Genomic DNA, 23,342 nt, shown 5'->3' on the forward strand with positions numbered 1-23,342 from the left:
CCAGATCCCGTCCGTCCCGTGTGCCGAGGAGCAGTCCCATGACCGTCAACCAGAAACTCCCGTCGACCTTCAACGAGCCGCTCTCGGTCGTCGACCCCGAGATCGCCGCCGTGCTCGAGCAGGAGCTGGGCCGCCAGCGCGACTACCTCGAGATGATCGCGTCCGAGAACTTCGTGCCCCGCGCCGTGCTCGAGTCGCAAGGCTCCGTGCTGACCAACAAGTACGCCGAGGGCTACCCGGGTCGCCGCTACTACGGCGGCTGCGAGTTCGTCGACGTCGCCGAGAACCTCGCCATCGAGCGCGCCAAGTCGCTGTTCGGAGCCGACTTCGCCAACGTGCAGCCCCACTCGGGCGCGCAGGCCAACGCCGCGGTGCTCGCCGCGCTGGCCGACATCGGCGACACCATCCTCGGTCTCGAGCTGTCGCACGGCGGTCACCTGACCCACGGCATGAAGCTGAACTTCTCGGGCAAGATGTACAAGGCCGTCGCCTACGAGGTCGACCCCGAGACCCACCTGATCGACATGGACGTCGTCCGTCGTCAGGCCATCGAGCACAAGCCGAAGGTCATCATCGCCGGCTGGTCGGCCTACCCGCGTCAGCTCGACTTCGAAGCGTTCCGCGCCATCGCCGACGAGGTCGGCGCGTACCTCTGGGTCGACATGGCCCACTTCGCCGGTCTCGTCGCGGCGGGCCTGCACCCGTCGCCCGTGCCGCACGCCCACGTCGTCTCGTCGACCGTGCACAAGACCCTCGCCGGCCCGCGCTCGGGTGTGATCCTCTCGAACCACGAGCCGCTGTTCAAGAAGCTGAACTCGGCCGTGTTCCCCGGCCAGCAGGGCGGCCCGCTGATGCACGTCATCGCGGCCAAGGCCACGGCGTTCAAGCTCGCCGCCGAGCCCGAGTTCAAAGACCGCCAGGAGCGCACGATCCGCGGCGCTCAGCTGCTCGCCGCCCGCCTGATGGAGGACGACGCGCAGGCGGCCGGCGTCGACGTGCTCACCGGCGGCACCGACGTGCACCTCGTGCTCGTCGACCTGCGGGCCTCCGAGGTCGACGGCAAGCAGGCCGAGAACCTCCTCCATGAGGTGGGCATCACCGTCAACCGCAACTCCGTCCCGTGGGATCCTCGTCCGCCGATGACGACGTCGGGCGTGCGCATCGGCACGTCGGCCCTCGCGACACGCGGCTTCGACGATGCCGAGTTCACCGAGGTGGCCGACATCATCGCCCTCGCCCTGATGCCCGAACCCGACATCGCGGCCCTCGCGGCACGGGTCAAGGCGCTGACCGACGCGTTCCCCCTCTACGCGTGACGGCGGGCGCGACCGGGTCGACCCGCGCCTCCTCGGGAGACGTCGTCGATCCGGTGCTCGACGTGCCGGCCGCTGATGCGCCGACGGCTGATGTGCCGACCGCCGGTGCGGCGGCCGACGTGCCGACGGCCGCCGCTGTGCCGACGGCCGAGGTGCCGGTGCTCGACGCGCCGGTCGTGCCTCGCGAGCGGTTCGTCGCCGGTGACGAGTCGACCGCGATCCGCATCGACGGGACGGCGCTCGCCGCGGCGGTGAAAGACGACCTGAGGGTGCGGGTCGAGGCGCTGAAGGCGCGGGGGATCGCCCCGGGGCTCGGGACGATCCTGGTCGGCGCGAACCCGGGGTCGCTCTCGTATGTCGCGGGCAAGCACCGCGACTGCGCCGAGGTCGGCATCGAGTCGATCCGCATCGACCTGCCCGATACCGCGAGCGAGGCCGAGATCCGCGGCGCCATCGAGACGATGAACGCCGACCCCGCGGTCACGGCCTTCATCATCCAGCTGCCGCTGCCCGCCGGCATCGAGCCGACGGCCATGCTCGAGCTGATGGACCCGGCGAAGGACGCCGACGGACTGCACCCCGTCAACCTCGGCGAGCTCGTGCTCGCGGTGCCCGGCGGCAAGGGGTCGATCGACACGCCGCTGCCCTGCACACCGCGCGGCATCGTCGAGATGCTGACGGCGTACGACATCCCGATCGCGGGGCGGCACGTCACGATCATCGGCCAGGGACTGACGGTGGGGCGCCCGCTCGGGCTGCTGCTGACGAGGCTCGAGGCGACCGCGACCTTGACCCACTCGCGGACGGCCGACGTGGCCGCCGAGGTGCGTCGCGCCGACATCGTCGTCGCGGCCGCCGGCGTCGCGGGGCTCGTGAAGCCCGACTGGGTCGCACCCGGGGCCGCCGTGATCGACGTCGGCATCACCCGCGTGCTGAACGACGAGACGGGGAAGTACCGGCTGCGTGGTGACGTCGACCCGGCGGTCGCGTCGGTCGCCGGGTTCCAGTCGCCGGTGCCGGGCGGGGTGGGGCCGATGACGCGCGCCATGCTGCTGAAGAACGTGGTCGAGGCCGCCGAGCGCTGATCCGCCGAGCGCCCGGCGCCCGGCGCCCGTTGCGCGTCGCCCCCGGGCCACGACGCCACCGACTCGACACGACGCCACGAGATCCGGTGGCGTCGTGTCGACCTCGTGGCGGCTTGATCCCCCACGACGCCAGAAGGTGGACTTGACGCCAGATCTAAACCCGGCGTCGTGTCCACCTTCTGGCGCGCTGGCGCTGGCGTCCTGGCGCGCTAGGCGTCGCGGCGCGCACCCTCGTCGGCGTTCACCGTGAAGACGGTCGGCGCGGCGAAGCCCGCCTCGGCGAAGGCCGCGACGACGGCCTGCTCGACCGCGGCGCGTGCCTCCGTCGGCACGAGCGCGATCGCCGAGCCGCCGAAGCCGCCGCCCGTCATGCGGGCGCCGAGGGCACCCGACGCCTGGGCGGTGGCGACCGCGAGGTCGAGCTCGGGCACCGAGATCTCGAAGTCGTCGCGCATCGAGACGTGCGAGGCGTCGAGCAGGTGCCCGATCGCCCGGGCGCCGTCGGTCCGCAGCGTGCGGACGGTGTCGAGCACGCGCTGGTTCTCGGTCACCACGTGGCGCACGCGGCGGAACGTCTCGTCGTCGAGCACCTGCTCGGCACGAGCGAGGTCGTCGGCGTCGAGATCACGCAGCGACGAGACGCCGAGGGCTGCGGCCCCTCTCTCGCAGGAGGCGCGGCGATCGACGTACCCGCCGGTCGCGTGCGCGTGCTCCACCTTGGTGTCGACCACGAGCACTTCGAGGCCGGCGGCGGCGAAGCCCAGCTCGACGACGTCGGCGTCGAGGCTGCGGCAGTCGAGGAACACGCCCGAATCGGCCCGCCCGAGCAGCGACGCGGACTGGTCCATGATGCCGGTCGGTGCGCCGACGGCCTCGTTCTCGGCGAGCTGCCCCACGGCGGCGAGCGTCGAGCGGTTGACGTCGATCGACCAGAGCTCGGCGAAGGCGAGGGCCACCGAGCACTCGAGGGCGGCCGACGACGACAGGCCGGCGCCGACGGGCACGTCGGACTCGACGAAGAGGTCGAGACCCGTGGCGGTCGACAGGTCGACGCCCGAGAGGTCGCCGCCGGCGGCGCTGAACGCGGGGGACTCGGCACGGGTCGGGGCGACCTGCAGCGCCCAGGCGATGCCGAAGACGTAGCTCGACCAGCCCGACATCGACGCCGGGTCCAGGGCGTCGAGCGAGATCTCGTGCACGCCTGCCTCGAACGACGACGAGACGCGGAGCAGGCGATCGGTGCGGACGCCGACGGTCACGGTGGTGCGCCGGTCGATGGCGAACGGCAGCACGAAGCCGTCGTTGTAGTCGGTGTGCTCGCCGATGAGGTTCACGCGGCCGGGGGCCGACCAGCGGCCGACGACCTCGGTGTCGAACACGTCGGAGAACCCTCGGGGTGTGGTGGTGTCGGTCATGCGCGTTCGATCGCCTCTCTGATCAGGTCGGCCTGGGCCTCGGGGACGAGGTCGCCGATCCAGGCTCCCATCGCCGCCTCCGAGCCGGCCAGGAACTTCAGCCGCTTCTCGGCTCGTCGCGGCGACGTGATCTGCAGGTTGAGCCGCACGGTGTCGCGGCCCACGTTGACAGGAGCCTGGTGCCAGGCCGAGATGTACGGGGTGGGGTCGCCGTACAGCGCGTCGACCCCCCGCAGGAGGCGCCGGTACATGATCGCGAGCTCGTCGCGTTCGTCGCCGGTCAGCCCCGCGAAGTCGGGCACGTGACGGTGCGGCAGCAGGTGGATCTCGATCGGCCAGCGGGCCGCGAAGGGCACGAACGCCGTGAAGTGCTCGCCGGCGAGCACGACGCGCGGGCCCTCGCGCTCGGAGTCGAGCAGATCGGCGAACAGCGTCGGGCCGTACGACTCGATGCTGCGCAGCAGACCCAGCGTGCGGGGTGTGATGTACGGGTAGGCGTAGATCTGACCGTGCGGGTGGTGCAGCGTGACGCCGATCGCCTGGCCGCGGTTCTCGAACGGGAAGACCTGCTCGATGCCGGGCAGCGCCGACAGCGCCTCGGTGCGGTGCGCCCACGCCTCGACGACGGTGCGGGCACGCGACTCGCTGAGTTCGGCGAACGAGCCCTCGTGCTCGGGGCTGAAGCAGACGACCTCGCAGCGACCGACGCTGCGGCGCGTGCGCCCCATGCCGAGGCGGGCGAGGTCGTCGACGCCCTCGGGCGCCTGGTCGTCGGTGAGCAGGGGCCCGAACGAGGGCGAGCGGTTCTCGAAGACCGCGACGTCGTAGACGTCGGGGATCTCGGACGGATTGGTGGGCGACGCCGGGGCGAGCGGGTCGAGCTCGGCCGGGGGCAGGAACACGCGGTTCTGCCGTGACGCCGCGATCGACACCCAGTCGCCCGTCAGGACGTCCTGTCGCATCGTCGCGGTGTCGGGGCGCGGGTCGAGCACGCGGGCGTCGGCCTTGCGGTCGGGGCCGAGCGTCGTGTCGGCGTCGTCGAAGTAGATGAGTTCGCGCCCGTCGGCGAGCACCGTGGTGCGGGTGGCGATCGACGCCATGGGGGAGCCTCCTCGGTCGTGCCTCGCACCGCGGGATTTGCAGTTGCGAAAGCACCTGAAAGCATACGAAAATGACGGGGTGAACGCCAACCCGATCGACGAGCAGCTGCCGGCCGGTCGCCGCCGTGATCGCATCGCCGACCTGGTCGGTCGGCGCGGCTTCATCCGCACCGCCGAGCTCGCCCGCGAATTCCGCCTCTCCGAGGTGACGATCCGCACCGACCTCGAGAGTCTCGCCTCCGACGGCCTGCTCTCGCGCGTGCACGGGGGTGCGCTGTCTCTCGACCGGCCGGTCGTCGAGCGCCCGTTCGAAGAAGAGAGCTCGGTCGGCATCGAGGCCAAGCGGGCCATCGGGGTGACCGCCGCCTCCTTGGTCCGGTCCGGCGACTGCGTCGTCATCGACGTCGGCACGACGACCACCCAGATCGCCCTCGCGCTGCTCGAGCGAGACGACCTCGACGACGTCGTGGTCGTGACCAACGGTCTGACCATCGCGCTCGCGCTCGAGCAGGCGGTGCCGCGCTTCACGGTGATCGTGTCGGGCGGCACGCTCAGGCCGCTGCAGCACTCCCTGGTCAACCCGCTCGCGACCAGCGTGTTCGCGAGCATCACGGCCGACGTCGCCTTCATCGGCTGCACCGGCGTCGACGCCGCGCACGGGGCGACCAACGTCAACCTGCCCGAGACCGATCTGAAGCGGCTGATGACGCAGACCGCGCGGCGGTCGTATCTGGTCGCCGACGGGGCGAAGCTGGGGGAGGCGCATCTCGGCGTCATCGCTCCCCTCGACACGTTCGAGGCCCTCGTGACGGCCGGGGCGTCGGGTGCTGACATCAGCGGACTCCGAGGTGCCGGTCTCACAGTGATCGAGGCCGATCGGGACGACGACGACGCGGCGGCGCGCGACGATGGCGGCCATCGCCACGAGGGCCATCACCGCCCTGAGGGTGACGAGACAGGAGACGCGACATGACCGAGCCATCCAGCGAGGGCCCCCGTCCGGCGACCATTCATCCGCCCACGGGTGCGCAATACCGCCTGTCGCTCGACGAGGCCGGGCACGAGGTCGGCGCGATCGTGACCGAGGTCGCGGCGGGCATCCGGGCGCTGTCGGTCGACGGGCATGCCCTCACCGAGACCTTCGCCGAAGACGAGACCCCGCCGTCCGCCTGCGGCATCACGCTGTTCCCCTGGCCGAACCGGGTCGACGGCGGCCGGTGGACCCTCGACGGCGTCGTGCAGCAGCTCGATCTCACCGAGCCCTCGAAGGGCAACGCGTCTCACGGCTTGCTGCGATACACGGCCTACCGGCCCCTCGCCGTCGAGCGGCATGCGGTGACCCTCGGGGCGACCGTCCACCCGCAGCACGGGTTCCCGTTCCAGCTCGACCTGACCGTGCGGCACGAGCTGGTCGTCGACGGCATGCGGGTCACGCAGACCGTCGCGAACGTGGGTCGGGGCAGGGCGCCGTTCGCGGTCGGCGCGCATCCGTTCCTCCGCGTCGGCGACCACGACCCGGCGACGCTCCGGGTGACGCTCGATGCGGCCACCCGGTCCGAGGTCGACGATCGCAGCATCCCGACGGGTACGGCGCCGGTCGCCGGCACCGAGTACGACCTCACCGGCGGGCCGCTGGTCGGCGACCTCGATCTCGACACCGGGTACCGCGACATCGCTCCCGACGACGCCGGCATCCGCCGGACCCGCCTCACGGCCCCCGACGGCTGGGCCACCGAGCTCTGGCAAGACGAGGCCTTCCCGTTCGTGCAGGTCTTCACGCCTCGCAACTTCCGCCGCGGGGGCGTGAAGGGGCTCGCGGTCGCAGCCGAGCCGATGACGGCTCCCGCGAACGCCCTGGCGACGGGTGAGGGGCTCGTCTGGCTCGACGAAGGCGAGACCTGGTCGGCCCGGTGGGGCATTCGGCGGACCCGCGGTTGACCCCGATCCGCTGAGAGGCTGTCCTGTTTGCGCACTCTCGCGCAGATCGTTTCTTTGTATAGGAAAGCGCGATACCGTGAATCGTCCGGCTGGTTACCGGACGACAGTCGCCGGGTAACGCAGGCGGCCGCTCTTTTCCTGATCCGAATGGCGGCCCCGCCCGCCCGGTGCATCGTGCCCCCGGTCCCGACGCCCAGCGCCTCGGAGCCGGGGGTGCGGTCCGTCACCGACGGAGGGGTGCGGCGCACAGTCGTGACGCGGTTGGCGGAGCGCCGTCCTCGACGCCGGAGAAGAGTGGGCCCCATGGGGCTCGAACCCATGACCCGCGGATTAAAAGTGCGTGCGGCCCCATGAGAGCCGTCTGTCGACGATTGGAGTCGACCGGCCCAAAGTCCAGCGCGACCAGCGCTTTAGCTGGATCGGCGGGCTCGGAACTGGATCACATTGGAGTGACCCGGAGCTGTGTCCTGCCCCACGTCTGCCCCACGGACGGGCTTCGCCAGCGCGGCCATTACCGCGGCGCTGGGGGTCGCGGCGAGGTGTGCGTATCGGCGGGTGGTCAGCGGCGACACGTGGCCAAGGAGCCGCCCGATCTCCTCGAGGGGTACGCCGTTCTGGATCAGCGTCGACGCGTACGTGTGCCGCAGGTCGTGGATTGTCAGCGGCTCGAGGGACAGTCTGCGGACCGCCGGTACCCACGCTCGGTTCCGCCAGTTGTTGTAGCCGATCGGGCCGCCGTCGACAGTGAGCACGAGGCCGCGCTTCGACCGTGCGACGCGCGGTTCGAGCAGCTCCGCCGTCCACTCGGGGATCGGCACGTTCCGAATCCGGCGCCCCTTCGGGTACGCCTTCATCTGCCCGTTCTTGTCGTCCCACGTCTCGATGACGCGAAGGAAGCCCTGGTCGAGGTTCACGCGGTGGGAGTGCAGGCCGATCGCCTCGCCCCACCGGAGGCCCGTGGAGAGCAGCACCGCGACGACGTCGTGCGCGAGCCCGTCGACGCCCTCGAGGAGCGTCACCTGCTCGTCGGCGCTGAGGTAGCGGTCCTTCTGCGTCTCGCCACCGCCGAGCCGGAGCCGCGCTGCTGGGTTCGTCGGCAGGATCTCGGCGTCGACGGCGGCTGACAGCGATGCGGACAGCAGGGCGACGTGCCGCTGCACCGTGGCGGGGGAGAGGCCGTCGAGGGCGAGCTCAGCCGCCCACGCTCGTACGTCGTGTCGGGTGATCGCGTGCAGGGGCACGTCACGCCACTTCGGCAGGAGCCGATGGTCGCGCCGTGACGCGTCGACCTTCAGGGTGGACTGCTCGACGCTGCGGGTCGGCCACCAGCTCGCGACCCATGCGCCCCAGGTCTCGGCGGCCGCACGCGGGTCACGCCATCCGAGCTTCGCCGCCTCCGCCTCGGCCGCGGCGGCCGCGTTCAGCGCGGGCTTCTGGTGGGGGAACGTGCCGGCGCTGCGCTTTCCGCCGTCGGGTGTGCGGTAGACGCCTCGGTAGCGGCCGGAGGGCAGCTTCTCGGTCCAGGCCATGCGGGTCTCCTAGGCGGTTCGCCGCACGTCTCGGAGGTAGGTCTCGAGGATGTGCGGGGTGACGTCGAGCTCGGTGCACCAGTAGCCCGGGTCCGGGTGGTCTCGCGAGATGTCGTTGAGGCGGTGTGGGTCGATCAGGTGCCGGGCGGCGTAGATGTCGGCCTGGCGTTCGTGGCGCGGCCTGTCGTCGACGTGGCCGAGGGCGGCGTGGCCAAGCTCGTGTGCGAGCGTCGACCGTTCGAGGAGGCGCCGCATCCCGCGCCTGAGGACGATGACCCGCTCGGCTGGGATCCACATGCCGTTGTCGCTGCGGAGCCTGCCGTAGATGACCGGGATCCCCAACCGGTCGGCGTGCTCGTGCGGGTCGTACGCCCCCCTCGTCGTCATGCCTGGTCGTCGTCCAATCTGTCGGCGCTCTGGTCCTTGTTGGCGGCCACTTCGCCGTCGTAGCGGTCGCGCAGCTGATCTTCGTCGAGACCACCGACGTTCCCGTGAAGATGAGTCACGTTGTCGCGCTCCTGCATGACGGGGTGGTCGGCGTCCATGGGGGCGTCGAGGACGGGGTGCTCGCCGGACTCGATGCGGCGGAGGGTCTCGCGCGCGATCTCGAGGTCGCTGAAGTCGCGGATCCGCAGTGGCCGTGGGGGAGTGCCAAGGGTCACGGCCTCGGACGGGGTGAGGTAGCCGGCGGCCACGAGTGCGTCCGTGGGCGGGTGCTCGTATGCGCGCGCGAGCGAGATGACCTGCTCCGCGTCAGGGCTCTTGCCCTGGAACCAGCGGGTGACGGTCGCCGGCGAAACGCCCCCTCTGCGGGAAATGTCGGCGTACGAGTCGTCCCCGGCCATTGCACGGAGGTAGTCGATCCAGCTGCTGTTCTGCACGACGTGAAACCTAGCACCACCATTGCAGTGCTGCAATGGGTTTTCCTGCCTGATTCCGCATAAATACTGGGGAGTCCCCTCAAAGGCGGACACCAATCGATGAAATGGGCTTGCACTCGTGAAAGACGTGACGCATGCTTTCCGACATGCAAGCAACCCCCACCGCTGCAAGACCTGCAGCCGTCCGCCTGAACCGGCAGAAGCTCGACGAGCTACGCCGGGCACACGGGATCTCGACCGAGGCCGAACTGGCCCGCGTCATCGGCGTCGACACGGCGACGCTGTGGCGTGCATCGAGCAAGAGCCCGCCGTCGAATGCAGTCATCGCGAAGATCCTGATCGCGTTCCCCGCTGCTGACTTCCGCTCGCTGTTCGTCGTCGAGGCGGCGGCCTGATGGCCGAGTGGCTCACCGCGAAGCAGGCGGGGGAGCGGGCGCAGCGTCACTGGCGCACCGTGACCGACGCCTGCCGGGCTGGCGAGCTCCACGGGGTGCAGCGCTCCGTGAACGCGTCCTGGCGCATCGACGCTGAGTGCCTCGACGCCTGGGTGCAGGGCGTGACCTGCCCGCACCAGCGATCCAACGTGACTCCGATTCGCCGCAGCGCGTAGCTGCACACCCTCCACTTTCACTGGCCCCCGCAGCTCCGACTCTGCGGCCTGGCCCACACCCCTAAGGGCATCCCATGCAAGACATCAAGAGCGAAGTGCGCCCTGAAGCGGCCATTCGCGTGCGGAACGGCGGCCGCCTCATCCCCGCCGAGTGGTCCTCGACCCTCGCCAGCACCAACCGCGCGGTCGACGCGATCCTCTCCGAGGAGCGTGCCTCGTGATGGGCGTCTGGTTCCCTCGCCGTCCGCTGCCGAAGCGTGAGGCGGAGCGGTGGGTCGACGAGCACAACCCGTTCGTCGCGGGGTCGCCCGAGGCTCAGATGTTCGAGCAGTACTTCTGGCTGTCGCAGGCAGATCGGCGTGAGCGCCGCTCGTGGTCGCGCTGGTTGGTCGCCGTGTGGGTCGGCCTCGCGGTCGTCGCGGGTGTGCTGCGCTGGTTCGCCCCTGAGGGTGACGGGCTGCTGACGCTCGTGTGGTTGTTCGGCCTGGCGGCGGTGGGTCAGCTGTGGTGGGACGCTCTCGCGGACCGGCACCGCGCCGAGGCCGACCGATGAGCCGCCGCAACGAGGCCGTCAACCAGATGGTCCAGAAGACCGGGCTGTACCAGAGCCTGAACGCCTACTACCGCCGCGCCCTCGTGAGCCTCCTGCGGGATGCGTACGACGCCGGCCACCGCGATGCGGAGCTGAGCAAGTGAGCGCGCCGGCGCCGGTCGTCGACGTCGTCGAGGAGCTGTTCGCCTCTCTCAACTTCGAGCTGCCGTGCGAGTCCTTCGCTGGCTGCGAGGAGTCGGCGGCCGCGGCCCTCGCGTGCCGCTTCTGCCCGCACGCATTCTTCGCCTGCGTGGAGCACCTCGCGTGGATTAGACGGCGTGCGGAGGAGGCGAGGGAGACCGGCTGCCGCAAGTGCCTCACGTACCAGCGGACGCTCGAGGAGCTCGTGGTCGTCACCCCGGTGCACTCGTGATCGTCGCCGGGCTCGACTTGTCCCTGACGTGCAGCGGCGTGACTGTCCTCCACGACGGCGAGGCAGACCTGTACCAGGTGAAGTCCAAGGCCCCCGCCGACGACAGCGTGCTCGCGACGTGGGAGCGCATCCAGTATTCGGCGGCCCGGATCGTCCGCCTTATCCCCGAGGGCGCGTTCGTGAACGTCGAGTGGGCGTCGTACGCGTCGAAGTTCGGGCAGCCGGACGAGCGGAACGCGCACCGGTGGCTTGTCGCCGGAACCCTCGCGAAGCGCGGCTGCCACGTGGTGAAGACCGCCCCCACGACCCGGGCGAAGTACGCGGCCGACAGCGGCAAGGCCGACAAGGCGGACGTGCTCGAGACGATGCGCGCCCGGCACCCGGGCCTGTTCATCGCCGACGACAACGTGGCCGACTCTCTCGCCCTCGCGGCGATGGCGGCCCGATACCTCGGGGAGCCGATCGACGGCCTCCCGACCAAACCCCAGACCGAGGTCATGCGCGGCTTGCGCTGGCCCAAACGAGAAGGAGCAACACGATGAGCATCCAGTTCAACAACGGGAAGATCGAGGACCAGTACAACGGTCTCGTCGACATGCAGCAGGAGCTGCTGGCGTTCGGCGACACGGACCGTGTGACGGCGATCGTGACCTACGAGGTGACGAAGGACGTCCGGGATCGGAAGAAGGGCGAGACGTACCCGGTGGTGCGTCCGACGCACATCGAGCCGATCACGTCGCCGGCGGCGCTGCGCACGGCGCAGGAGTTGCAGGTGTCGGCCTACCAGGTGCGCACCGGGGAGACGGCGCTCGACCTGCCGGACCTCGACGACGACTCGGTGCCGACCGCGGCCGAGTACGACGCGATGGACGACGCTGCGGCGGACGAGCGATGAGCGCCGCAGTGAAGGATCGGCTCGCCGACGTCGTCGCCCGGGCCGGAGCTTCGGACACCGACCGTGAGGCGTGGCTGGCCGAGCGCATGGGCGGCGTGACCGCGACCGAGATCCGCGACCTGTTCATGCGGAAGATCACCGTGAAGCAGCTGATCGGTCTGAAGCTCGGCCGCCGTGTCGACACCTTCAGCGGCAACCAGTACACCGCCTGGGGCAAGACGCGGGAGCCGGAGATCGCGGCCGTTGTCGCGTCGGTCTACCCGATCGCGGCCGAGTCGCGCGTCTTCCACGCGGTCGACAACCCGCGGTTCCTCGCGTCCCCGGACGGTCTCGGTGTGATCGGCGACGTCGTCGTGTCGGAGATCAAGACGTCGAAGCACGACGTCACGGTCGGGTCGCCCGCGTTCGAGGCGGCCGGCTACCGGGCGCAGATGACCTGGGCGATGCGGGTCCTCGGTGCGAAGCGGTGCCTGTACGTGTCCGAGCGGCACGACTCCGACTGGCAGGACCGCGGCGGTCAGTACTTCGAGCCCGCCCCACTGGGTCTCGTGCCGGTCATGGAGTGGGTCGAGTACGACGAGGCGCTGGCGAAGCAGCTCGAGACGATCGCGGTCGGGTTCCTGGTGGCGCTCGACGCCGCCCGTGCCGGGGATGCCCCGGAGGCCGTCATCGACGAGGAGCTGGACACGCTCGCCCTGAACTACCTCCGCGGCCTCGACGCCGAGAAGGAGGGCAAGGCGCTGAAGGAGTCGTCGTACAAGGCGATCGTCGCGCTGGTCGACGCCGGTGAGCCGGTGGTGCAGGAGTCGTCCCTGGCGCGGGTGTCGTGGTCGCCGGAGGTCGTCGAGGAGAAGCCCGTCGTCGAGCTGGACCAGGTGGCCGCGAAGGCGGCGGCGCCGGCGGGTCTGTACGAGCGGCTCGAGCAGGCGCAGCACGACGTCGAGCAGGCGCAGGCCGCGCTCGGTCGTGAGCAGGGACTGGTGTCGGCGCACGAGGCGTCGTTCCGGGTGGAGGCGCGCACGGAGCGCGTCGTCGTGAAGAAGTCGGCGCTGCGGGTCACCGCGGCCAAGGGCACGAAGGAGACGAAGGCATGAGCAAGAAGCGCACGAGCCCCATGCCGGGGCAGATCTACCAGACGGTCGAGGACCTCGATTCGTACGAAGCCAGCGAGGGCCGTTACGCCACCAAGAAGCTGAAGGAGGCGCAGGTCATCACGTCGGTCGTCGACAAGGCAGACGTCGGTTTCGGCCCTACGCACAAGCTGATCATCGACCTCGACCTGCCGGCTCAGCTGATCCCGTCGAGCACGCCCGGTCACTTCCACCTGTACGTCGACAAAGAGATCCCCGACGCAGCGTGGCAGACGCTGCTCTTCGCTCTCGCGTCAGCCGGTCTGATCGAGCCCGGGTACATGCGGGCCTCGATCGCACGGGGCTTCACCGCCGTGCGGCTGCCGTGGGTCAAGAAGACAGCCGACTCGGCAGTCACGACCGACGGGCTGGACTTCTGATGGCGGGCACAGTGGTGGCGCTCCCGGCAACAGGCGACGCGTCGCAGTGGACCGAGACCGAAAAGGCCCTCGTCGAGGCGGCCGGTCTTGTCACGGGCCCGGCGAACAACAAGCAGCTGGCCCCGCGTCCCGTCGTCGAGGCGTTCCTCCTCCACGCGCGCCGCACGGGGCTGGACCCGATCGCGCGGCAGATCTACTGCATCGAGCGCGGCGGCAAGTGGGGCACGCAGGTGTCCATCGACGGGGCCCGTCTCGTGGCCGAGCGCACGAAGGAGTACCGCGGCCAGACGCCGACGCAGTGGACCTCCGACGGCATCACCTGGGTCGACGTGTGGCTCGCGTCGGAGAACCCGAAGGCCGCCCGTGTGGGCGTGCACCGTGAGGGGTTCATCGAGCCGCTGTTCGCTGTCGCGACGTGGGACGCGTACTCGGCCAACTCGCCCATGTGGCGGAAGATGGGCGCGCTGATGCTCGGCAAGTGCGCTGAGATGCTGGCGTTGCGGAAGGCGTTCCCGCAGGACCTTTCGGGCCTGTACTCGACGGAGGAGATGGACCAGGCGGGGCAGCCGAAGCAGGCCGCCCAGGTGCCGTCGCATGCCGCGCTCGTCGAGGCCGAGACGTACGGTCGGGACTGGGTGGCGGAGGCGCGCACGAAGGCGTCGACGGAGGAGATCAACGCGCTGTGGGCCGAGGTGCCCGCGCACGAGCGGTCTAAGGAGCTGCTGGACTCGCTGCGCGCGGTCGGGGTGGCGCTCGCCCAGCAGGTGGCAGCCGAGTCGGTACCGCCGTCGCCGGAGCCGGAGAAGCCGTGGGCGGCTCAGGGTGAGGCGTCCGGGTCCGAGTGGGCGACGCGTCCGATCCCGCAGGGCGAGGCCGTGCGTCCGGGCGAGGAAGAGACGCCGCCGCTCGAGGGCATGGAGCAGGGCGAGCCGGAGACGGGCGGTGGGGACCGTGGCTGACGCCGAGGAGATCGCCGTCGAGGTCCTGCGAGAGCGCGACCGCCAGGACTCCAAGTGGGGCGAGCAGAACCACCCGGACGGCACGGGCGGCGACCGCGCCATACGACAGGCCGAGTGGGCGAAGCAGCGCACGGACTTGCGCGCGGAAGAGGGCACGGTTACCTGGCTCGTCATCCTCCGCGAGGAAGTGCTCGAAGCGTTCGCCGAGTCCGACCCCACCAAGCTCCGCGACGAGCTGATCCAGGTCGCGGCCGTCGCTCAGCAGTGGGTGCAGGCGATCGACCGTCGGAGCGCTGACTCGTGAACGGCGTGGACCCGGCGACGGGTGAGGTCGTCGACGGCCCCGTGCTCGACCCCCGCATCGCGGAGGTCCTGCGCACCGTCGGTATCCACCACCCGTCGCGGGACGACGTCCTGCACGTGGCGCTCGTCGACGCGGTGTGGCGGACCCTCGGGTCGTCGTACGGGGCGCAGCTCGTCGCGATGCGGTTCGAGGTCGCGCAGGCCCTGCGGCAGGCCGGCGAGGACTACGCGAAGGCGAAGCACGCCACCGAGCGGATCCTCGCCCGGGAGACGGTGCGGCTCGTCGCGGGCCCGGAGAAGGTCACTCGGGCGCTGGCTCAGCAGATGGCGGAGGCGTCGGACGAGTACGACGTCGCGCGGCTGAACGAGCTGGTGCAGGAGAAGCGGGAGCAGTGGCTGCGGAAGCTGCTCGACACCTTCGCTGCGGCGATGGACAACCACAGGACGGACCGTGCGGATGACCGCGCGGCGTCACGATTCGGAGCTTCGGGCCACGTGCCCGAGGAGAGGTAGGACCCCATGTACATCAACGTCGAAGTGACGACGACCGTGACCTCCGCGACCGGGCGGCTGCTCACGCGAGCGACGACGGTCGAGGAGACCTCGGTCGGCGACAACCCGCGTCTGCTGCGAGAGGCCATCGCCTCGAGCGACGTCTACGGGAAGGCGGCGTCGACGAACCTCGATCAGGTCGAGGTGAGGTTCCGCCGTGGCTGACCGGCGCGAGACGTACGCGGCCCTCCTGTCGGGCGACCAGGTCGGTGCGACCGTCACCGTCCCGACCACGGACGGTGACCTGGCCGACGGCGTCGTGCGGACAGTCGTGCACACGGCCCACGCGGTGGCCCTATTCATGGGTCAGGACGTGCTGCCGACGATGGTCGCCCCGGACGCGATCGCGGTCGTCTCGTGAGCGGCCTAGCTGTAGTCGATGCCGGTGTAGATCGCCAAGTCACGGACGGCTGCATGCAGGTGTCGAACCACACGCAGGAGCTCGAGGTCGACAGTGCCGCTCTCCTCGAGATCAGCAAGCGCGTTGGCCGCCATGGAGAGATCACCGACGATGTCGATGTCGATGTCCTTGCGGTACTGGGGGCTCTGGCCGGGGCCGAAGGGGGCTTCTGCTGCATCCATGCGGTCACCCTACCGGCGGCGTTGTCATGAACGACTTCGACGTCGAGGTGAAGACGTGGCTGCCGTCGTCGCACTACAAGCGCCTCTACGGGGTGGCCCAGGCCACCAACACCGAGGTCAGCTCCCTCGTCCGCGAGCTCGTGCGCCGTCAACTCGAATCGGCCCCGCACGTCCGCATCGTTCGCGTCTCCTCGGGACTCACAACCGAGGTCGAAGCGCGACTGCGCGAGCTTCACGCCCAGGGCCTGTCGGACGTGGCCATCGGGGCGCAGCTCGACATCTCGAACAAGACCGTCGGCCTCTACCGCAACCAGCTCGGTCTCGCGAAGACGAGCAAGCAGGGCCGACCCAAGAAGCAGAGCAACACCCTGCCCCGCGACAACCGCGAGCAGGCAACCGAAGGAGACAGCCATGAGTGAATCCATCGAGCGTGTCGACCCATCGACCCTCATCATCGCGGCCAACGTCCGCACGGAGACGAAGATCTCGAAGGACTTCGTCGCCAGCATCAAGCAGCACGGCGTCATGGTGCCGATCACGGTGCAGCGGGTCGACGAGGGCCTGGCCGTCATCGACGGTCAGCGCCGCACCCTGGCCGCCGTCGACGCCGGCGTGGCCGCAGTGCCGGTGTTCGTCGTCGACCCGCTGAAGGACGAGGGGGCGCGCATCGTCGACCAGCTCGTCGTCAACGACCAGCGCGAGGGTCTCGGGGTGGCCGAGTCCGTCGCGGCCGTCAAGCAGCTCGAGCTGTTCGGCATGACCGCGGCCGCGATCGCGAAGAAGACCGGCTTCGGGCGAAAGGTCGTCGACGTCGCCCTCCAGGTGGGTGGCAACGAGACGGCGTCGACCGCGCTGGTCGAGCACGAGCTCACGCTCGACCAGGCGGCCGTCCTCCTCGAGTTCGACGGCCACCCGGACGTCGTCGCTGAGCTCGTGGAAGCCGCGGCGGACGGGCGAGGCTTCGAGCACCTGGCGCAGCGCCGCCGCGACGACATCGAGCACGCCCGGAAGCTGGCGGAGGTCGCCGGCGAGATTCGCGAGAAGGGCCTGGCCCTGATCGATGAGGCGCCGAGCTACAGCGACAAGACCATGCAGAAGCTCGACAGTGTCTACGTCGGCTCGGTCGGGCGTACGAAGCTCACCGTCGAGGCAGTGCTGGCGAAGGCACCCCACGATCTCTTCGCCTACCCCGAGCGCCGCTACGGCGAGTGGACGCCCGAGGGGGGCCGCGGCCCGGACTCATACGGCATCGGCTACGCGGTCGCCCACGTGGCTGAGAACGGCTGGTGGGCCTACGGGATGGACGAGCCCAAGGTCGAGCCGACCGAGGAGGAGAAGGCGGCGAAAAGAGCCGACCGAGAGACCACGAAGGCCTGGACTGCTGCCTCGACCGTGCGTCGCGCGTGGCTGCACGCGCTCCTGCAGCGCAAGACGATGCCGAAGGGGTGGGAGGCAGTCGTCGCCGCGCACGTTATCCAGACGAGCATGGCCGCCTATGCCGGTGGCCACTGGACGGCGATCGCCGAGCTGCTCGACCTCGAGCAGAAGGACGCCTGGTCGATGCGCAGCGTCGCGGCGCCGCACCTGCAGCAGCACCTTGGGCGGGCCCCGCAGATCCTCCTGGGGATCGCTCTCGGCGCTACCGAAGGTGGCTACGACTTCGACAAGAAGGGCTGGCAGTTCCCGGATACGGCCCGGCCGCACCTGCGCACGCTGCAGGGCTGGGGCTACGAGCTGAGCGACGTCGAGGCGCGCGTCGCCAGCATCGAGGAGGCCGCGGCCGCGTGAGCAGCCCGACACCGCGAGGGCTCCTGGCCGTGCTCGACCAGCGCGACGGGCACCGATGCGCCTGGACCGGCCAGGAGTCCGACCGGCTCGTCCCCCAGCACCGCCAGGGCGGCGCCGGCGGACGCCGCGACAAGCACCGCCCCTCGAACGTCGTGTGGCTCGACAGCATCCTGAACGGCCGCATCGAAGCCGAGGCGGCACTGCAGGCCGAGGCGCTGCGGCGGGGCATCAAGATCTCGGGCTTCGCGGACCCGACAGCAACACCGATCGAGCACGCCGTGCACGGTCTCGTCCTCCTGGACGACGACGGCGGCGTGCACCAGACACCGAAGGAGACATCACCATGGCGATGACCGACAGCGGCACGCCAGACACCCCGGGCTTCGCGGCCGTCCCGAACTGGATGATCCGCGACACGACGATCAGCCCCTACGCGATCGCGGTCTACGCGGCCCTGGCATCACACAGCGGCCGCGGCGGCATCTACCCGTCGCACGAGACGATCGCCGCCGAGGCGCGGTGCAGCACGCGAAAGGTGCAGGACGCACTCGCCGAGCTGCGGGAGCTCGGCGTCGTCGCCTCGATGCGGAGGAACGGCCGCGGGGGCCGGACGAGCAACAGCTACACGCTGCATCCGAACGGCATGGAGGTAACGGCACACGATGCCGTTACTGAGCTGACCCCAACGGCACGGGGCGGCGCAGGTAACGGCACCACGTGCCGCCAGGTAACGGCACCACGTGCCGAGGAAGAAGAACCCCTAGAAGAAGAACCCGTTAAGAACACCCCCATACCCCCTGCGGGGGTGAGCCGGGACGTCGTGAAGGTGACCGGGGACGAGGACCCGTTCGGGATGTTCTACAAGGTCTATCCGCGGCACACGGGTCGACTGGCGGCCGAGAAGGCGTTTCGGGCCGCGCTGAAGAAGGCGACGGCCGACGAGATCCTCGCCGGCGCCCGACGGTTCGCGGCCGACCCGAACCTCCCGTCGAGGGAGGAGCAGCGGTTCATCCCGATGCCAGCGACCTGGCTGAACCAGGGCCGGTGGGATGACGACCCGCTGCCGCCTCGTGGTGGAGGCAGCGGCGCACAGAAGCAGCAGCACTCGATCGATCTCGTTCGGGGCTATCAGGAGCGAGAGGAGCAAGAGCATGAAGAAATCGGAACTGGCGATCGTCCTCGCCTGGGTCTCGTCCGTTGACGGGCGACTGATCAACGAGATGACCGTCGAGGCGTGGCACGAGCTCGTGGGCGGGTACTCAGCGGCGGACGTGCGTGGCGCGGTCGTCGACCACTACCGCGAGGAGCCGCGTCGGGTGATGCCGGCGGACGTCGTGAAGCGGCTTCAGGTCGACCCGGAGACGGGCGTGCTGCCGTCGGCGACGGACGAGCTGCTGGCCGAGCAGAAGGCCGACTGGTGCAAGGCGCACGGGGTCACGGTCGCTGAGTTCGACGCGAACCAGCACGACCTCGAGTGGGTCACGGCGGTGTCGAATGTCTGACGTCGAGACGCGGGGCCCGCAGCACGACCTCGCGGCCGAGCAGTACGTCGTCGGCTCGATGATGCTCGCCGCGGCCGCCGTGTGGGAGGTCCTCGACGGCCTGGTCCCGTCGGACTTCTACGACTGGCGGCACGAGATGATCGTCGGCGCGGCCGCCCGGCTCGCGCACGACAACAAGCCCGTCGACCCGATCACGCTGAGCGACGAGCTCGGGCGCACCGGGGAGATGGACAAGCTCGACCCGACGTACCTGTTCAAGATGCAGGGCATCCCGACGTCGGCGATCAACGTCGGCTTCTACATCGACATCGTGAAGGACCGCGCCCTGCGGCGCCGCCTACAGATCGCGGGCATGCGGGTCGCTCAGATGGGGCAGGCGACCGAGGGCGACGCGTTCGAGCTCGCCGACAACGCCCGGGCCGAGATCGACAAGGTCGCCGCCGGCGCCCGGGTCGACGTGCACGCCGTCGGGTCGACCATCGACGCGCTGATCGACCGGCTCGACGAGAAGCCGGAGTACGTGCCGACGCCGTGGCCGTCACTCGACAAGCTGATCGGCGGCCTGGCCGCGGGGAACCTGATCATCGTCGGCGCCCGGCCCGGTGAGGGCAAGACGATCGTCGGCCTGCAGTGCGCGACGCGCCTCGCTCACGAGGGCCTGGTCGCGTTCATCAGCCTCGAGATGGGCGAGGACGAGCTGCAGATCCGCCTCATCGCGCAGTACGGCGAGGTCCACATGAAGAACCTCCGGAACCGGAACCTGAACAAGGAGCAGTGGGGCCGCGTCGCGGTCGCCCGGCAGCGATTCCAGGAGGCCCCGATCTTCATCGGCGACGACATCTCGACGCTGACACAGATCCGCTCGTTCGTCCGGTCGGTCGCCCGGAAGGGGAAGCTCGCCGGCGTCGTCATCGACTACCTGCAGCTGATCGAGGGCGGCGGGAAGGAGAACCGGCAGCAGGACGTCGCGGAGTTCTCGCGGGGGCTGAAGAAGATGGCGAAGCAGCTACAGGTGCCAGTCATCGCGCTGTCGCAGCTGTCGCGGCCGCCGCAGGGTCGGACGTCGAGGACGCCGCTGCTGACGGACCTCCGGGAGTCCGGGGCGATCGAGCAGGACGCCGACGTGGTGCTGCTGCTGTCGTACGACCGGGCGAAGAAGCCGGGCGACCTCGAGGTGGTCGTGGCGAAGAACCGGCACGGCGAGATGGGGACGGTGGTCCTCGACTGGCAGGGGCAGTACGCGCGCCTGCGCGACAAGAGCTTCGATCCGTTCGGGTCGACGCAGCTGGACATCTGAGGAGGACGACATGGAGACCTGCAACGAGGAGAACCCGGCGACCGGTGCTCTCTGCGAGCGCGAGGAGGACCACAGCGGCGAGCACCGCGCGGTCTTCGACATCGACGGCGCGATCGACGTCGAGCTCGAGCGATGGGAGGACAGCTGATGGCGATCACGAGGACGCGCGAGGTCACGGTGGCCGACGCGTGGGCGAACGACGAGGACGGCGTGACGCTCGAGGCCGGCGACGCCCGGGTGGCGCTCACCGTCGAGGAGGCGCACGCCTACGGGCAGCTGGTCATGGAGGCCGCGCTCGAGGCATCACAGGCAATCCGGGAGCGCAACGTGCGCCCCGGCGACACAACGGCTCACTGAGCCAGAAGGCAGGACATCATGGGAAACCCGAACATCACCATCAACGGCCGGCTGTCGAAGGACCCCGAGGGCCGCACCGCGAACGGCAAGAGCGTCGCCGAGATCACGGTGCCGCAGCAGCGGTCGAAGAAGCTCGAGGGCGGCGGATACGAGAACGTCGGCGGGACGTCGTGGATCACGGCAACCTTCTGGGAGGGCGACGCGGACGCGGTCATGGCGTCCCTGTCGAAGGGGTCCGAGGTCATCGTGACCGGGCAGCTGGCCACGCAGGAGTACCGGACACGGGAGGGCGAGGACCGCACGAAGCTCGTGATCGAGTTCCCGAAGGTCGCCCTGGTCCTGAAGGGCGGCCAGGCGCAGCGCACACCCCAGGGCGGAGGCGCGGTCGGGGCGGCCCCTGCTGAGCCGTGGGCGACGGCGCAGCCTGGCGGCACCGGTGGCGACGCGTGGGCGACTCCCGCGGCGCCGGCGGGCGGCTACAACGACGAGACCCCGTTCTGATGAGCGACGACACCCGACCCGACATCGACGCGCTGATCGCAGCAGGTCGCCGCGACGTTGCCGACGCTGACCGCTGTGAGGCGCTAGGCATCGCACCTGCTTCGCATCAACTGCACCGGCGGCTGCGAGAGGTCATCGCCGCTCTCGCCGCTGAACACGAACGAGCCGATGCCCTCGCGCTCATCATCGAGCAGGCGAAGGCGAAGCTCGGGCAGGCCCATCGTTCCGAATGGGTACGAGACCTGCAGACCAGCATCATGCGCATCAGCTTCGCCGACGTCGCCGACGCTGAGCGCATCCTCGGCACAGTCCAGTCTGCTGCTCTCCTGGCGGCACACGACGCCGAGGTGAAGGCGCAGGCGCTCGACGAGGTCACGAAGCATCTCATCGGCCCGTACGTGTCCTTCGCCCAGCTGCACACCCGCGCGGCAGCACTGCGGAAGGGCGGCATCTGATGGGCGACAAGCTCGAGGCCGCCACGCACGGCGCCACCCCCACACCGCCCCCGCTCGATCGACCGAAGCTGCTCGCGTGGCTGCTGTCGAAGAAGGGGCACCGCAACCCGTTGACGGGGGCGATCTACGACGGCATGCGTGCCCGGATCGAGCGCGGCGACTTCGACCAGGAGGCACACCGTGGCTGACGCCCACCTCGACCACCCCGACGAGATCCGGTGGTGGCGCGACTACGGGCCCGCTCCCGTCCTGGGCCCGTGCCCGCACACGGAGTGCCAGCACTGGTCGCTCGGCACGATCGCGTACGGCCCGGACTTCGAGCACTACGAGCTCGTGACCTGCGACGTCGACGACGGGTGCGCCGGGCAGTGCCGAGCCTGGACCGTCGAGTACCCGCCCGCAGATCAGGCGCCGTGGTTCACCCCTGACCGGCCGAAGCGCGCCGTCAAGTCTTTCCTGCACGTTCCCACCACCGAGGAGGCCCGCTCGTGACCGAGCTCGACACCCTGACCACCCCCACCGACGAGGACCTCCTCGGCCTGTCTGCCGCCCGTGCCCGGAACCGCCTCGTCAGCGCGCCTGCCCTCGTCGGCTACGTCCGAGCCCTCATGGTCCCCGGCCTCGGCGGCGCCCAGGACGGAATGCCCCGCGCCGCATCGAAGTCGGCACCACTCCCGCTTCGGGAGGACGCCGTCGACGACACCGACGACGTCTGGGCGCGCCTGCTCTACTGGGTCAACTACTGGGCCGGCATCTACCAGGTGGCCCCGCCGTCGGCCGTCCTCGTGCACTGGTCCCGCGACCGTGAGGCTGCAGGGTTCCGCGCCGAGACCACGGCCGCCGGCGCCACCCGCCTGCTCGACGTCGTCACCCAGTGGCTGCTCGTCCGCCACGACCGCATCCGCGACCACGAGACAGGCCAGGTGTACTTCGACGACGTCAGCGAGATGCTGCACGCGCTGCGGAAGAAGTACCCGACCGCCCCGACCCCGCCCCGTGGTGTCCTCGACAGGCCGTGCCCCGTGTGCGACCGGTTCAGCTTCGGGGCGTCGTGGCCCGACGACGCACCGGTCGACGGGTTCGTGCTGTCGTGCTCGTTCTGCGGCCACACCGAGGACGCAGCCGCGTTCATCAAGGCCGGCCGCGTGCGGGAGCTGATGCACGAGCTGCGTGAGGAGCACGCTGACCCGAAATCCGAGTGGTGGACGAAGCGGCAGGCCATCCTCGAGCTCGACATTGGCAAGAGCACGCTGAACCGGTACATCGCTGACGGGGATCTCGCGACGTATACGGCGGGCGGTACCGTCTACGTCAACACGGAGGACCTGCTCGCCTTGTGGCGCACGAAGCGGGTCAAGATCCGTGACACGCACGCACGAACGGAGACAGGTCCATGAGCGACGACATCCCCGCTACGCAACCCGAGACCCCGGGTTCGCCGCGACGAGGTTGGACCATTGAAGGTGGCGGGCCCGTGATGGAAGACGGCGGGCTCATCATCAGCGGCGATCTGGTCATCGAGAACCGACCGCCAGACGACGACTGATCTGCTTCACGATCCGTGTACTTGCGGGCTTGGGCCATTTGTGAGTAGCATGGCGCCAGCGAACCCGACCGCCCGAGGCCCTAGGCCCGGGCGGTTTGGCGTTCCCCCGCACCTCCTCCTGTCGCCCTTAGCGCGGGGAGCGGTCAGACCCACCGGCTGTCGGAAGCGCCGGGTCACACGAGAGGCCGCACACCATCACCGGTGCGCGGCCTCTCGCACGTCTTCGGTGCCACCACCCACACGCGCCTTCACGGCG

Annotated in this window: 39 protein-coding genes; 33 read left to right on the forward strand and 6 right to left on the reverse strand. The window is 70.1% G+C overall.

What is annotated here, in order from left to right:
• The first annotated feature begins 38 nt into the window (after positions 1 to 38).
• Entirely contained in the window at positions 39 to 1,316 is a 1,278-nt protein-coding gene (glyA, locus tag SOM13_RS07730; protein WP_320479324.1) for a serine hydroxymethyltransferase, read from the forward strand.
• Between the two features lie 176 nt (positions 1,317 to 1,492).
• Complete coding sequence (locus SOM13_RS07735) at positions 1,493 to 2,401, forward strand: bifunctional methylenetetrahydrofolate dehydrogenase/methenyltetrahydrofolate cyclohydrolase (RefSeq protein WP_320479421.1); 909 nt, start codon at positions 1,493 to 1,495, stop codon at positions 2,399 to 2,401.
• 209 nt (positions 2,402 to 2,610) lie between these two features.
• Here SOM13_RS07735 and galK read toward each other — a convergent pair whose 3' ends face one another.
• Positions 2,611 to 3,816, reverse strand: coding sequence for a galactokinase (galK, locus tag SOM13_RS07740; RefSeq protein WP_320479325.1), 1,206 nt, complete (start codon positions 3,814 to 3,816; stop codon positions 2,611 to 2,613).
• A complete protein-coding gene (gene galT / locus SOM13_RS07745) occupies positions 3,813 to 4,916 on the reverse strand; it encodes a galactose-1-phosphate uridylyltransferase (RefSeq protein ID WP_192061308.1) in 1,104 nt (367 codons plus the stop codon). Before galT ends, galK begins: the two co-directional genes overlap by 4 nt.
• A 79-nt stretch (positions 4,917 to 4,995) precedes the next feature.
• Between galT and SOM13_RS07750 the strand changes: the two genes are divergently transcribed.
• Positions 4,996 to 5,889 (forward strand): DeoR/GlpR family DNA-binding transcription regulator, encoded by an 894-nt coding sequence (locus SOM13_RS07750; RefSeq protein ID WP_320479326.1) that lies wholly within the window; start codon positions 4,996 to 4,998, stop codon positions 5,887 to 5,889.
• Positions 5,886 to 6,854, forward strand: coding sequence for an aldose 1-epimerase family protein (locus SOM13_RS07755; protein WP_320479327.1), 969 nt, complete (start codon positions 5,886 to 5,888; stop codon positions 6,852 to 6,854). Before SOM13_RS07750 ends, SOM13_RS07755 begins: the two co-directional genes overlap by 4 nt.
• Positions 6,855 to 7,264: 410 nt before the next feature.
• Here the strand turns inward: SOM13_RS07755 and SOM13_RS07760 are convergent, their stop codons facing one another.
• From SOM13_RS07760 to SOM13_RS07770, 3 genes are read right to left on the reverse strand one after another with little or no spacing between them, the layout of a single operon-like run.
• The gene (locus SOM13_RS07760; RefSeq protein WP_320479328.1) at positions 7,265 to 8,383 is read right to left on the reverse strand and encodes a site-specific integrase; all 1,119 of its coding nucleotides are present in this window, start codon (positions 8,381 to 8,383) and stop codon (positions 7,265 to 7,267) included.
• Positions 8,384 to 8,392: 9 nt separating this feature from the next.
• Entirely contained in the window at positions 8,393 to 8,770 is a 378-nt protein-coding gene (locus tag SOM13_RS07765) for an ImmA/IrrE family metallo-endopeptidase (RefSeq protein ID WP_320479329.1), read from the reverse strand.
• The gene (locus SOM13_RS07770; protein WP_320479330.1) at positions 8,767 to 9,264 is read right to left on the reverse strand and encodes a helix-turn-helix transcriptional regulator; all 498 of its coding nucleotides are present in this window, start codon (positions 9,262 to 9,264) and stop codon (positions 8,767 to 8,769) included. The genes SOM13_RS07765 and SOM13_RS07770 overlap by 4 nt, the downstream gene beginning before the upstream one ends.
• 146 nt (positions 9,265 to 9,410) lie before the next feature.
• Here SOM13_RS07770 and SOM13_RS07775 point away from each other — a divergent pair, with 146 nt between their 5' ends.
• The 15 genes from SOM13_RS07775 to SOM13_RS07845 all read left to right on the forward strand — a co-directional run bounded on the left by SOM13_RS07775 (position 9,411) and on the right by SOM13_RS07845 (position 15,419).
• The gene (locus SOM13_RS07775; protein WP_320479331.1) at positions 9,411 to 9,659 is read left to right on the forward strand and encodes a helix-turn-helix transcriptional regulator; all 249 of its coding nucleotides are present in this window, start codon (positions 9,411 to 9,413) and stop codon (positions 9,657 to 9,659) included.
• Positions 9,659 to 9,874 (forward strand): helix-turn-helix domain-containing protein, encoded by a 216-nt coding sequence (locus SOM13_RS07780; RefSeq protein WP_320479332.1) that lies wholly within the window; start codon positions 9,659 to 9,661, stop codon positions 9,872 to 9,874. The genes SOM13_RS07775 and SOM13_RS07780 overlap by 1 nt, the downstream gene beginning before the upstream one ends.
• A gap of 74 nt (positions 9,875 to 9,948) precedes the next feature.
• On the forward strand, positions 9,949 to 10,095 hold the full coding sequence (locus SOM13_RS07785) for a hypothetical protein (protein ID WP_320479333.1): 147 nt from the start codon (positions 9,949 to 9,951) through the stop codon (positions 10,093 to 10,095).
• Entirely contained in the window at positions 10,092 to 10,427 is a 336-nt protein-coding gene (locus SOM13_RS07790; protein ID WP_320479334.1) for a hypothetical protein, read from the forward strand. The genes SOM13_RS07785 and SOM13_RS07790 overlap by 4 nt, the downstream gene beginning before the upstream one ends.
• The gene (locus SOM13_RS07795) at positions 10,424 to 10,570 is read left to right on the forward strand and encodes a hypothetical protein (protein ID WP_320479335.1); all 147 of its coding nucleotides are present in this window, start codon (positions 10,424 to 10,426) and stop codon (positions 10,568 to 10,570) included. Before SOM13_RS07790 ends, SOM13_RS07795 begins: the two co-directional genes overlap by 4 nt.
• Positions 10,567 to 10,839 (forward strand): hypothetical protein, encoded by a 273-nt coding sequence (locus tag SOM13_RS07800; protein WP_320479336.1) that lies wholly within the window; start codon positions 10,567 to 10,569, stop codon positions 10,837 to 10,839. The genes SOM13_RS07795 and SOM13_RS07800 overlap by 4 nt, the downstream gene beginning before the upstream one ends.
• Positions 10,840 to 10,877: 38 nt before the next feature.
• Positions 10,878 to 11,381, forward strand: a complete 504-nt coding sequence (locus SOM13_RS07805) for a hypothetical protein (RefSeq protein ID WP_320479337.1) — start codon at positions 10,878 to 10,880, stop codon at positions 11,379 to 11,381.
• Positions 11,378 to 11,734, forward strand: coding sequence for a hypothetical protein (locus SOM13_RS07810; protein ID WP_320479338.1), 357 nt, complete (start codon positions 11,378 to 11,380; stop codon positions 11,732 to 11,734). Before SOM13_RS07805 ends, SOM13_RS07810 begins: the two co-directional genes overlap by 4 nt.
• Entirely contained in the window at positions 11,731 to 12,828 is a 1,098-nt protein-coding gene (locus SOM13_RS07815; protein WP_320479339.1) for a YqaJ viral recombinase family protein, read from the forward strand. The genes SOM13_RS07810 and SOM13_RS07815 overlap by 4 nt, the downstream gene beginning before the upstream one ends.
• On the forward strand, positions 12,825 to 13,244 hold the full coding sequence (locus tag SOM13_RS07820; protein WP_320479340.1) for a hypothetical protein: 420 nt from the start codon (positions 12,825 to 12,827) through the stop codon (positions 13,242 to 13,244). Before SOM13_RS07815 ends, SOM13_RS07820 begins: the two co-directional genes overlap by 4 nt.
• Entirely contained in the window at positions 13,244 to 14,203 is a 960-nt protein-coding gene (locus tag SOM13_RS07825) for a recombinase RecT (RefSeq protein ID WP_320479341.1), read from the forward strand. The genes SOM13_RS07820 and SOM13_RS07825 overlap by 1 nt, the downstream gene beginning before the upstream one ends.
• On the forward strand, positions 14,196 to 14,507 hold the full coding sequence (locus tag SOM13_RS07830; protein ID WP_320479342.1) for a hypothetical protein: 312 nt from the start codon (positions 14,196 to 14,198) through the stop codon (positions 14,505 to 14,507). The genes SOM13_RS07825 and SOM13_RS07830 overlap by 8 nt, the downstream gene beginning before the upstream one ends.
• Complete coding sequence (locus SOM13_RS07835) at positions 14,504 to 15,019, forward strand: hypothetical protein (protein ID WP_320479343.1); 516 nt, start codon at positions 14,504 to 14,506, stop codon at positions 15,017 to 15,019. The genes SOM13_RS07830 and SOM13_RS07835 overlap by 4 nt, the downstream gene beginning before the upstream one ends.
• Before the next feature lie 6 nt (positions 15,020 to 15,025).
• Positions 15,026 to 15,223, forward strand: a complete 198-nt coding sequence (locus SOM13_RS07840; RefSeq protein WP_320479344.1) for a hypothetical protein — start codon at positions 15,026 to 15,028, stop codon at positions 15,221 to 15,223.
• A complete protein-coding gene (locus SOM13_RS07845) occupies positions 15,216 to 15,419 on the forward strand; it encodes a hypothetical protein (protein WP_320479345.1) in 204 nt (67 codons plus the stop codon). Before SOM13_RS07840 ends, SOM13_RS07845 begins: the two co-directional genes overlap by 8 nt.
• A 5-nt stretch (positions 15,420 to 15,424) precedes the next feature.
• On the opposite strand, the gene SOM13_RS07850 is transcribed toward SOM13_RS07845, so the two are convergent.
• Positions 15,425 to 15,640 (reverse strand): hypothetical protein, encoded by a 216-nt coding sequence (locus SOM13_RS07850; RefSeq protein ID WP_320479346.1) that lies wholly within the window; start codon positions 15,638 to 15,640, stop codon positions 15,425 to 15,427.
• 26 nt (positions 15,641 to 15,666) lie between these two features.
• Between SOM13_RS07850 and SOM13_RS07855 the strand changes: the two genes are divergently transcribed.
• Genes SOM13_RS07855 through SOM13_RS07920 form a run of 14 tightly spaced genes read left to right on the forward strand, consistent with a single transcriptional unit; the run spans position 15,667 to position 23,086 of the window.
• Complete coding sequence (locus SOM13_RS07855) at positions 15,667 to 16,059, forward strand: hypothetical protein (protein WP_320479347.1); 393 nt, start codon at positions 15,667 to 15,669, stop codon at positions 16,057 to 16,059.
• On the forward strand, positions 16,052 to 17,428 hold the full coding sequence (locus SOM13_RS07860; protein ID WP_320479348.1) for a ParB/RepB/Spo0J family partition protein: 1,377 nt from the start codon (positions 16,052 to 16,054) through the stop codon (positions 17,426 to 17,428). The genes SOM13_RS07855 and SOM13_RS07860 overlap by 8 nt, the downstream gene beginning before the upstream one ends.
• Positions 17,425 to 17,781 carry a hypothetical protein gene (locus SOM13_RS07865; RefSeq protein ID WP_320479349.1) on the forward strand — a complete coding sequence of 119 codons (357 nt, stop codon included), beginning with the start codon at positions 17,425 to 17,427 and terminating at the stop codon, positions 17,779 to 17,781. Before SOM13_RS07860 ends, SOM13_RS07865 begins: the two co-directional genes overlap by 4 nt.
• Positions 17,772 to 18,629 carry a helix-turn-helix domain-containing protein gene (locus tag SOM13_RS07870; RefSeq protein ID WP_320479350.1) on the forward strand — a complete coding sequence of 286 codons (858 nt, stop codon included), beginning with the start codon at positions 17,772 to 17,774 and terminating at the stop codon, positions 18,627 to 18,629. Before SOM13_RS07865 ends, SOM13_RS07870 begins: the two co-directional genes overlap by 10 nt.
• The gene (locus SOM13_RS07875; RefSeq protein ID WP_320479351.1) at positions 18,580 to 18,930 is read left to right on the forward strand and encodes a hypothetical protein; all 351 of its coding nucleotides are present in this window, start codon (positions 18,580 to 18,582) and stop codon (positions 18,928 to 18,930) included. Before SOM13_RS07870 ends, SOM13_RS07875 begins: the two co-directional genes overlap by 50 nt.
• On the forward strand, positions 18,923 to 20,227 hold the full coding sequence (locus tag SOM13_RS07880; RefSeq protein ID WP_320479352.1) for a replicative DNA helicase: 1,305 nt from the start codon (positions 18,923 to 18,925) through the stop codon (positions 20,225 to 20,227). Before SOM13_RS07875 ends, SOM13_RS07880 begins: the two co-directional genes overlap by 8 nt.
• A gap of 10 nt (positions 20,228 to 20,237) precedes the next feature.
• Positions 20,238 to 20,375 (forward strand): hypothetical protein, encoded by a 138-nt coding sequence (locus SOM13_RS07885; protein ID WP_320479353.1) that lies wholly within the window; start codon positions 20,238 to 20,240, stop codon positions 20,373 to 20,375.
• Entirely contained in the window at positions 20,375 to 20,584 is a 210-nt protein-coding gene (locus tag SOM13_RS07890) for a hypothetical protein (RefSeq protein WP_320479354.1), read from the forward strand. The genes SOM13_RS07885 and SOM13_RS07890 overlap by 1 nt, the downstream gene beginning before the upstream one ends.
• Positions 20,585 to 20,602: 18 nt before the next feature.
• Complete coding sequence (locus SOM13_RS07895) at positions 20,603 to 21,085, forward strand: single-stranded DNA-binding protein (RefSeq protein WP_320479355.1); 483 nt, start codon at positions 20,603 to 20,605, stop codon at positions 21,083 to 21,085.
• On the forward strand, positions 21,085 to 21,540 hold the full coding sequence (locus tag SOM13_RS07900; RefSeq protein WP_320479356.1) for a hypothetical protein: 456 nt from the start codon (positions 21,085 to 21,087) through the stop codon (positions 21,538 to 21,540). The genes SOM13_RS07895 and SOM13_RS07900 overlap by 1 nt, the downstream gene beginning before the upstream one ends.
• Positions 21,540 to 21,728, forward strand: coding sequence for a hypothetical protein (locus SOM13_RS07905; protein ID WP_320479357.1), 189 nt, complete (start codon positions 21,540 to 21,542; stop codon positions 21,726 to 21,728). The genes SOM13_RS07900 and SOM13_RS07905 overlap by 1 nt, the downstream gene beginning before the upstream one ends.
• Positions 21,721 to 22,032 carry a hypothetical protein gene (locus SOM13_RS07910; protein WP_320479358.1) on the forward strand — a complete coding sequence of 104 codons (312 nt, stop codon included), beginning with the start codon at positions 21,721 to 21,723 and terminating at the stop codon, positions 22,030 to 22,032. Before SOM13_RS07905 ends, SOM13_RS07910 begins: the two co-directional genes overlap by 8 nt.
• On the forward strand, positions 22,029 to 22,937 hold the full coding sequence (locus SOM13_RS07915) for a hypothetical protein (protein WP_320479359.1): 909 nt from the start codon (positions 22,029 to 22,031) through the stop codon (positions 22,935 to 22,937). Before SOM13_RS07910 ends, SOM13_RS07915 begins: the two co-directional genes overlap by 4 nt.
• Positions 22,934 to 23,086, forward strand: a complete 153-nt coding sequence (locus tag SOM13_RS07920; protein WP_320479360.1) for a hypothetical protein — start codon at positions 22,934 to 22,936, stop codon at positions 23,084 to 23,086. Before SOM13_RS07915 ends, SOM13_RS07920 begins: the two co-directional genes overlap by 4 nt.
• Positions 23,087 to 23,342 lie beyond the last annotated feature (256 nt).

It is taken from the genome of Frigoribacterium sp. CFBP9030, from assembly GCF_034045195.1.
Lineage (GTDB): Bacteria > Actinomycetota > Actinomycetes > Actinomycetales > Microbacteriaceae > Frigoribacterium.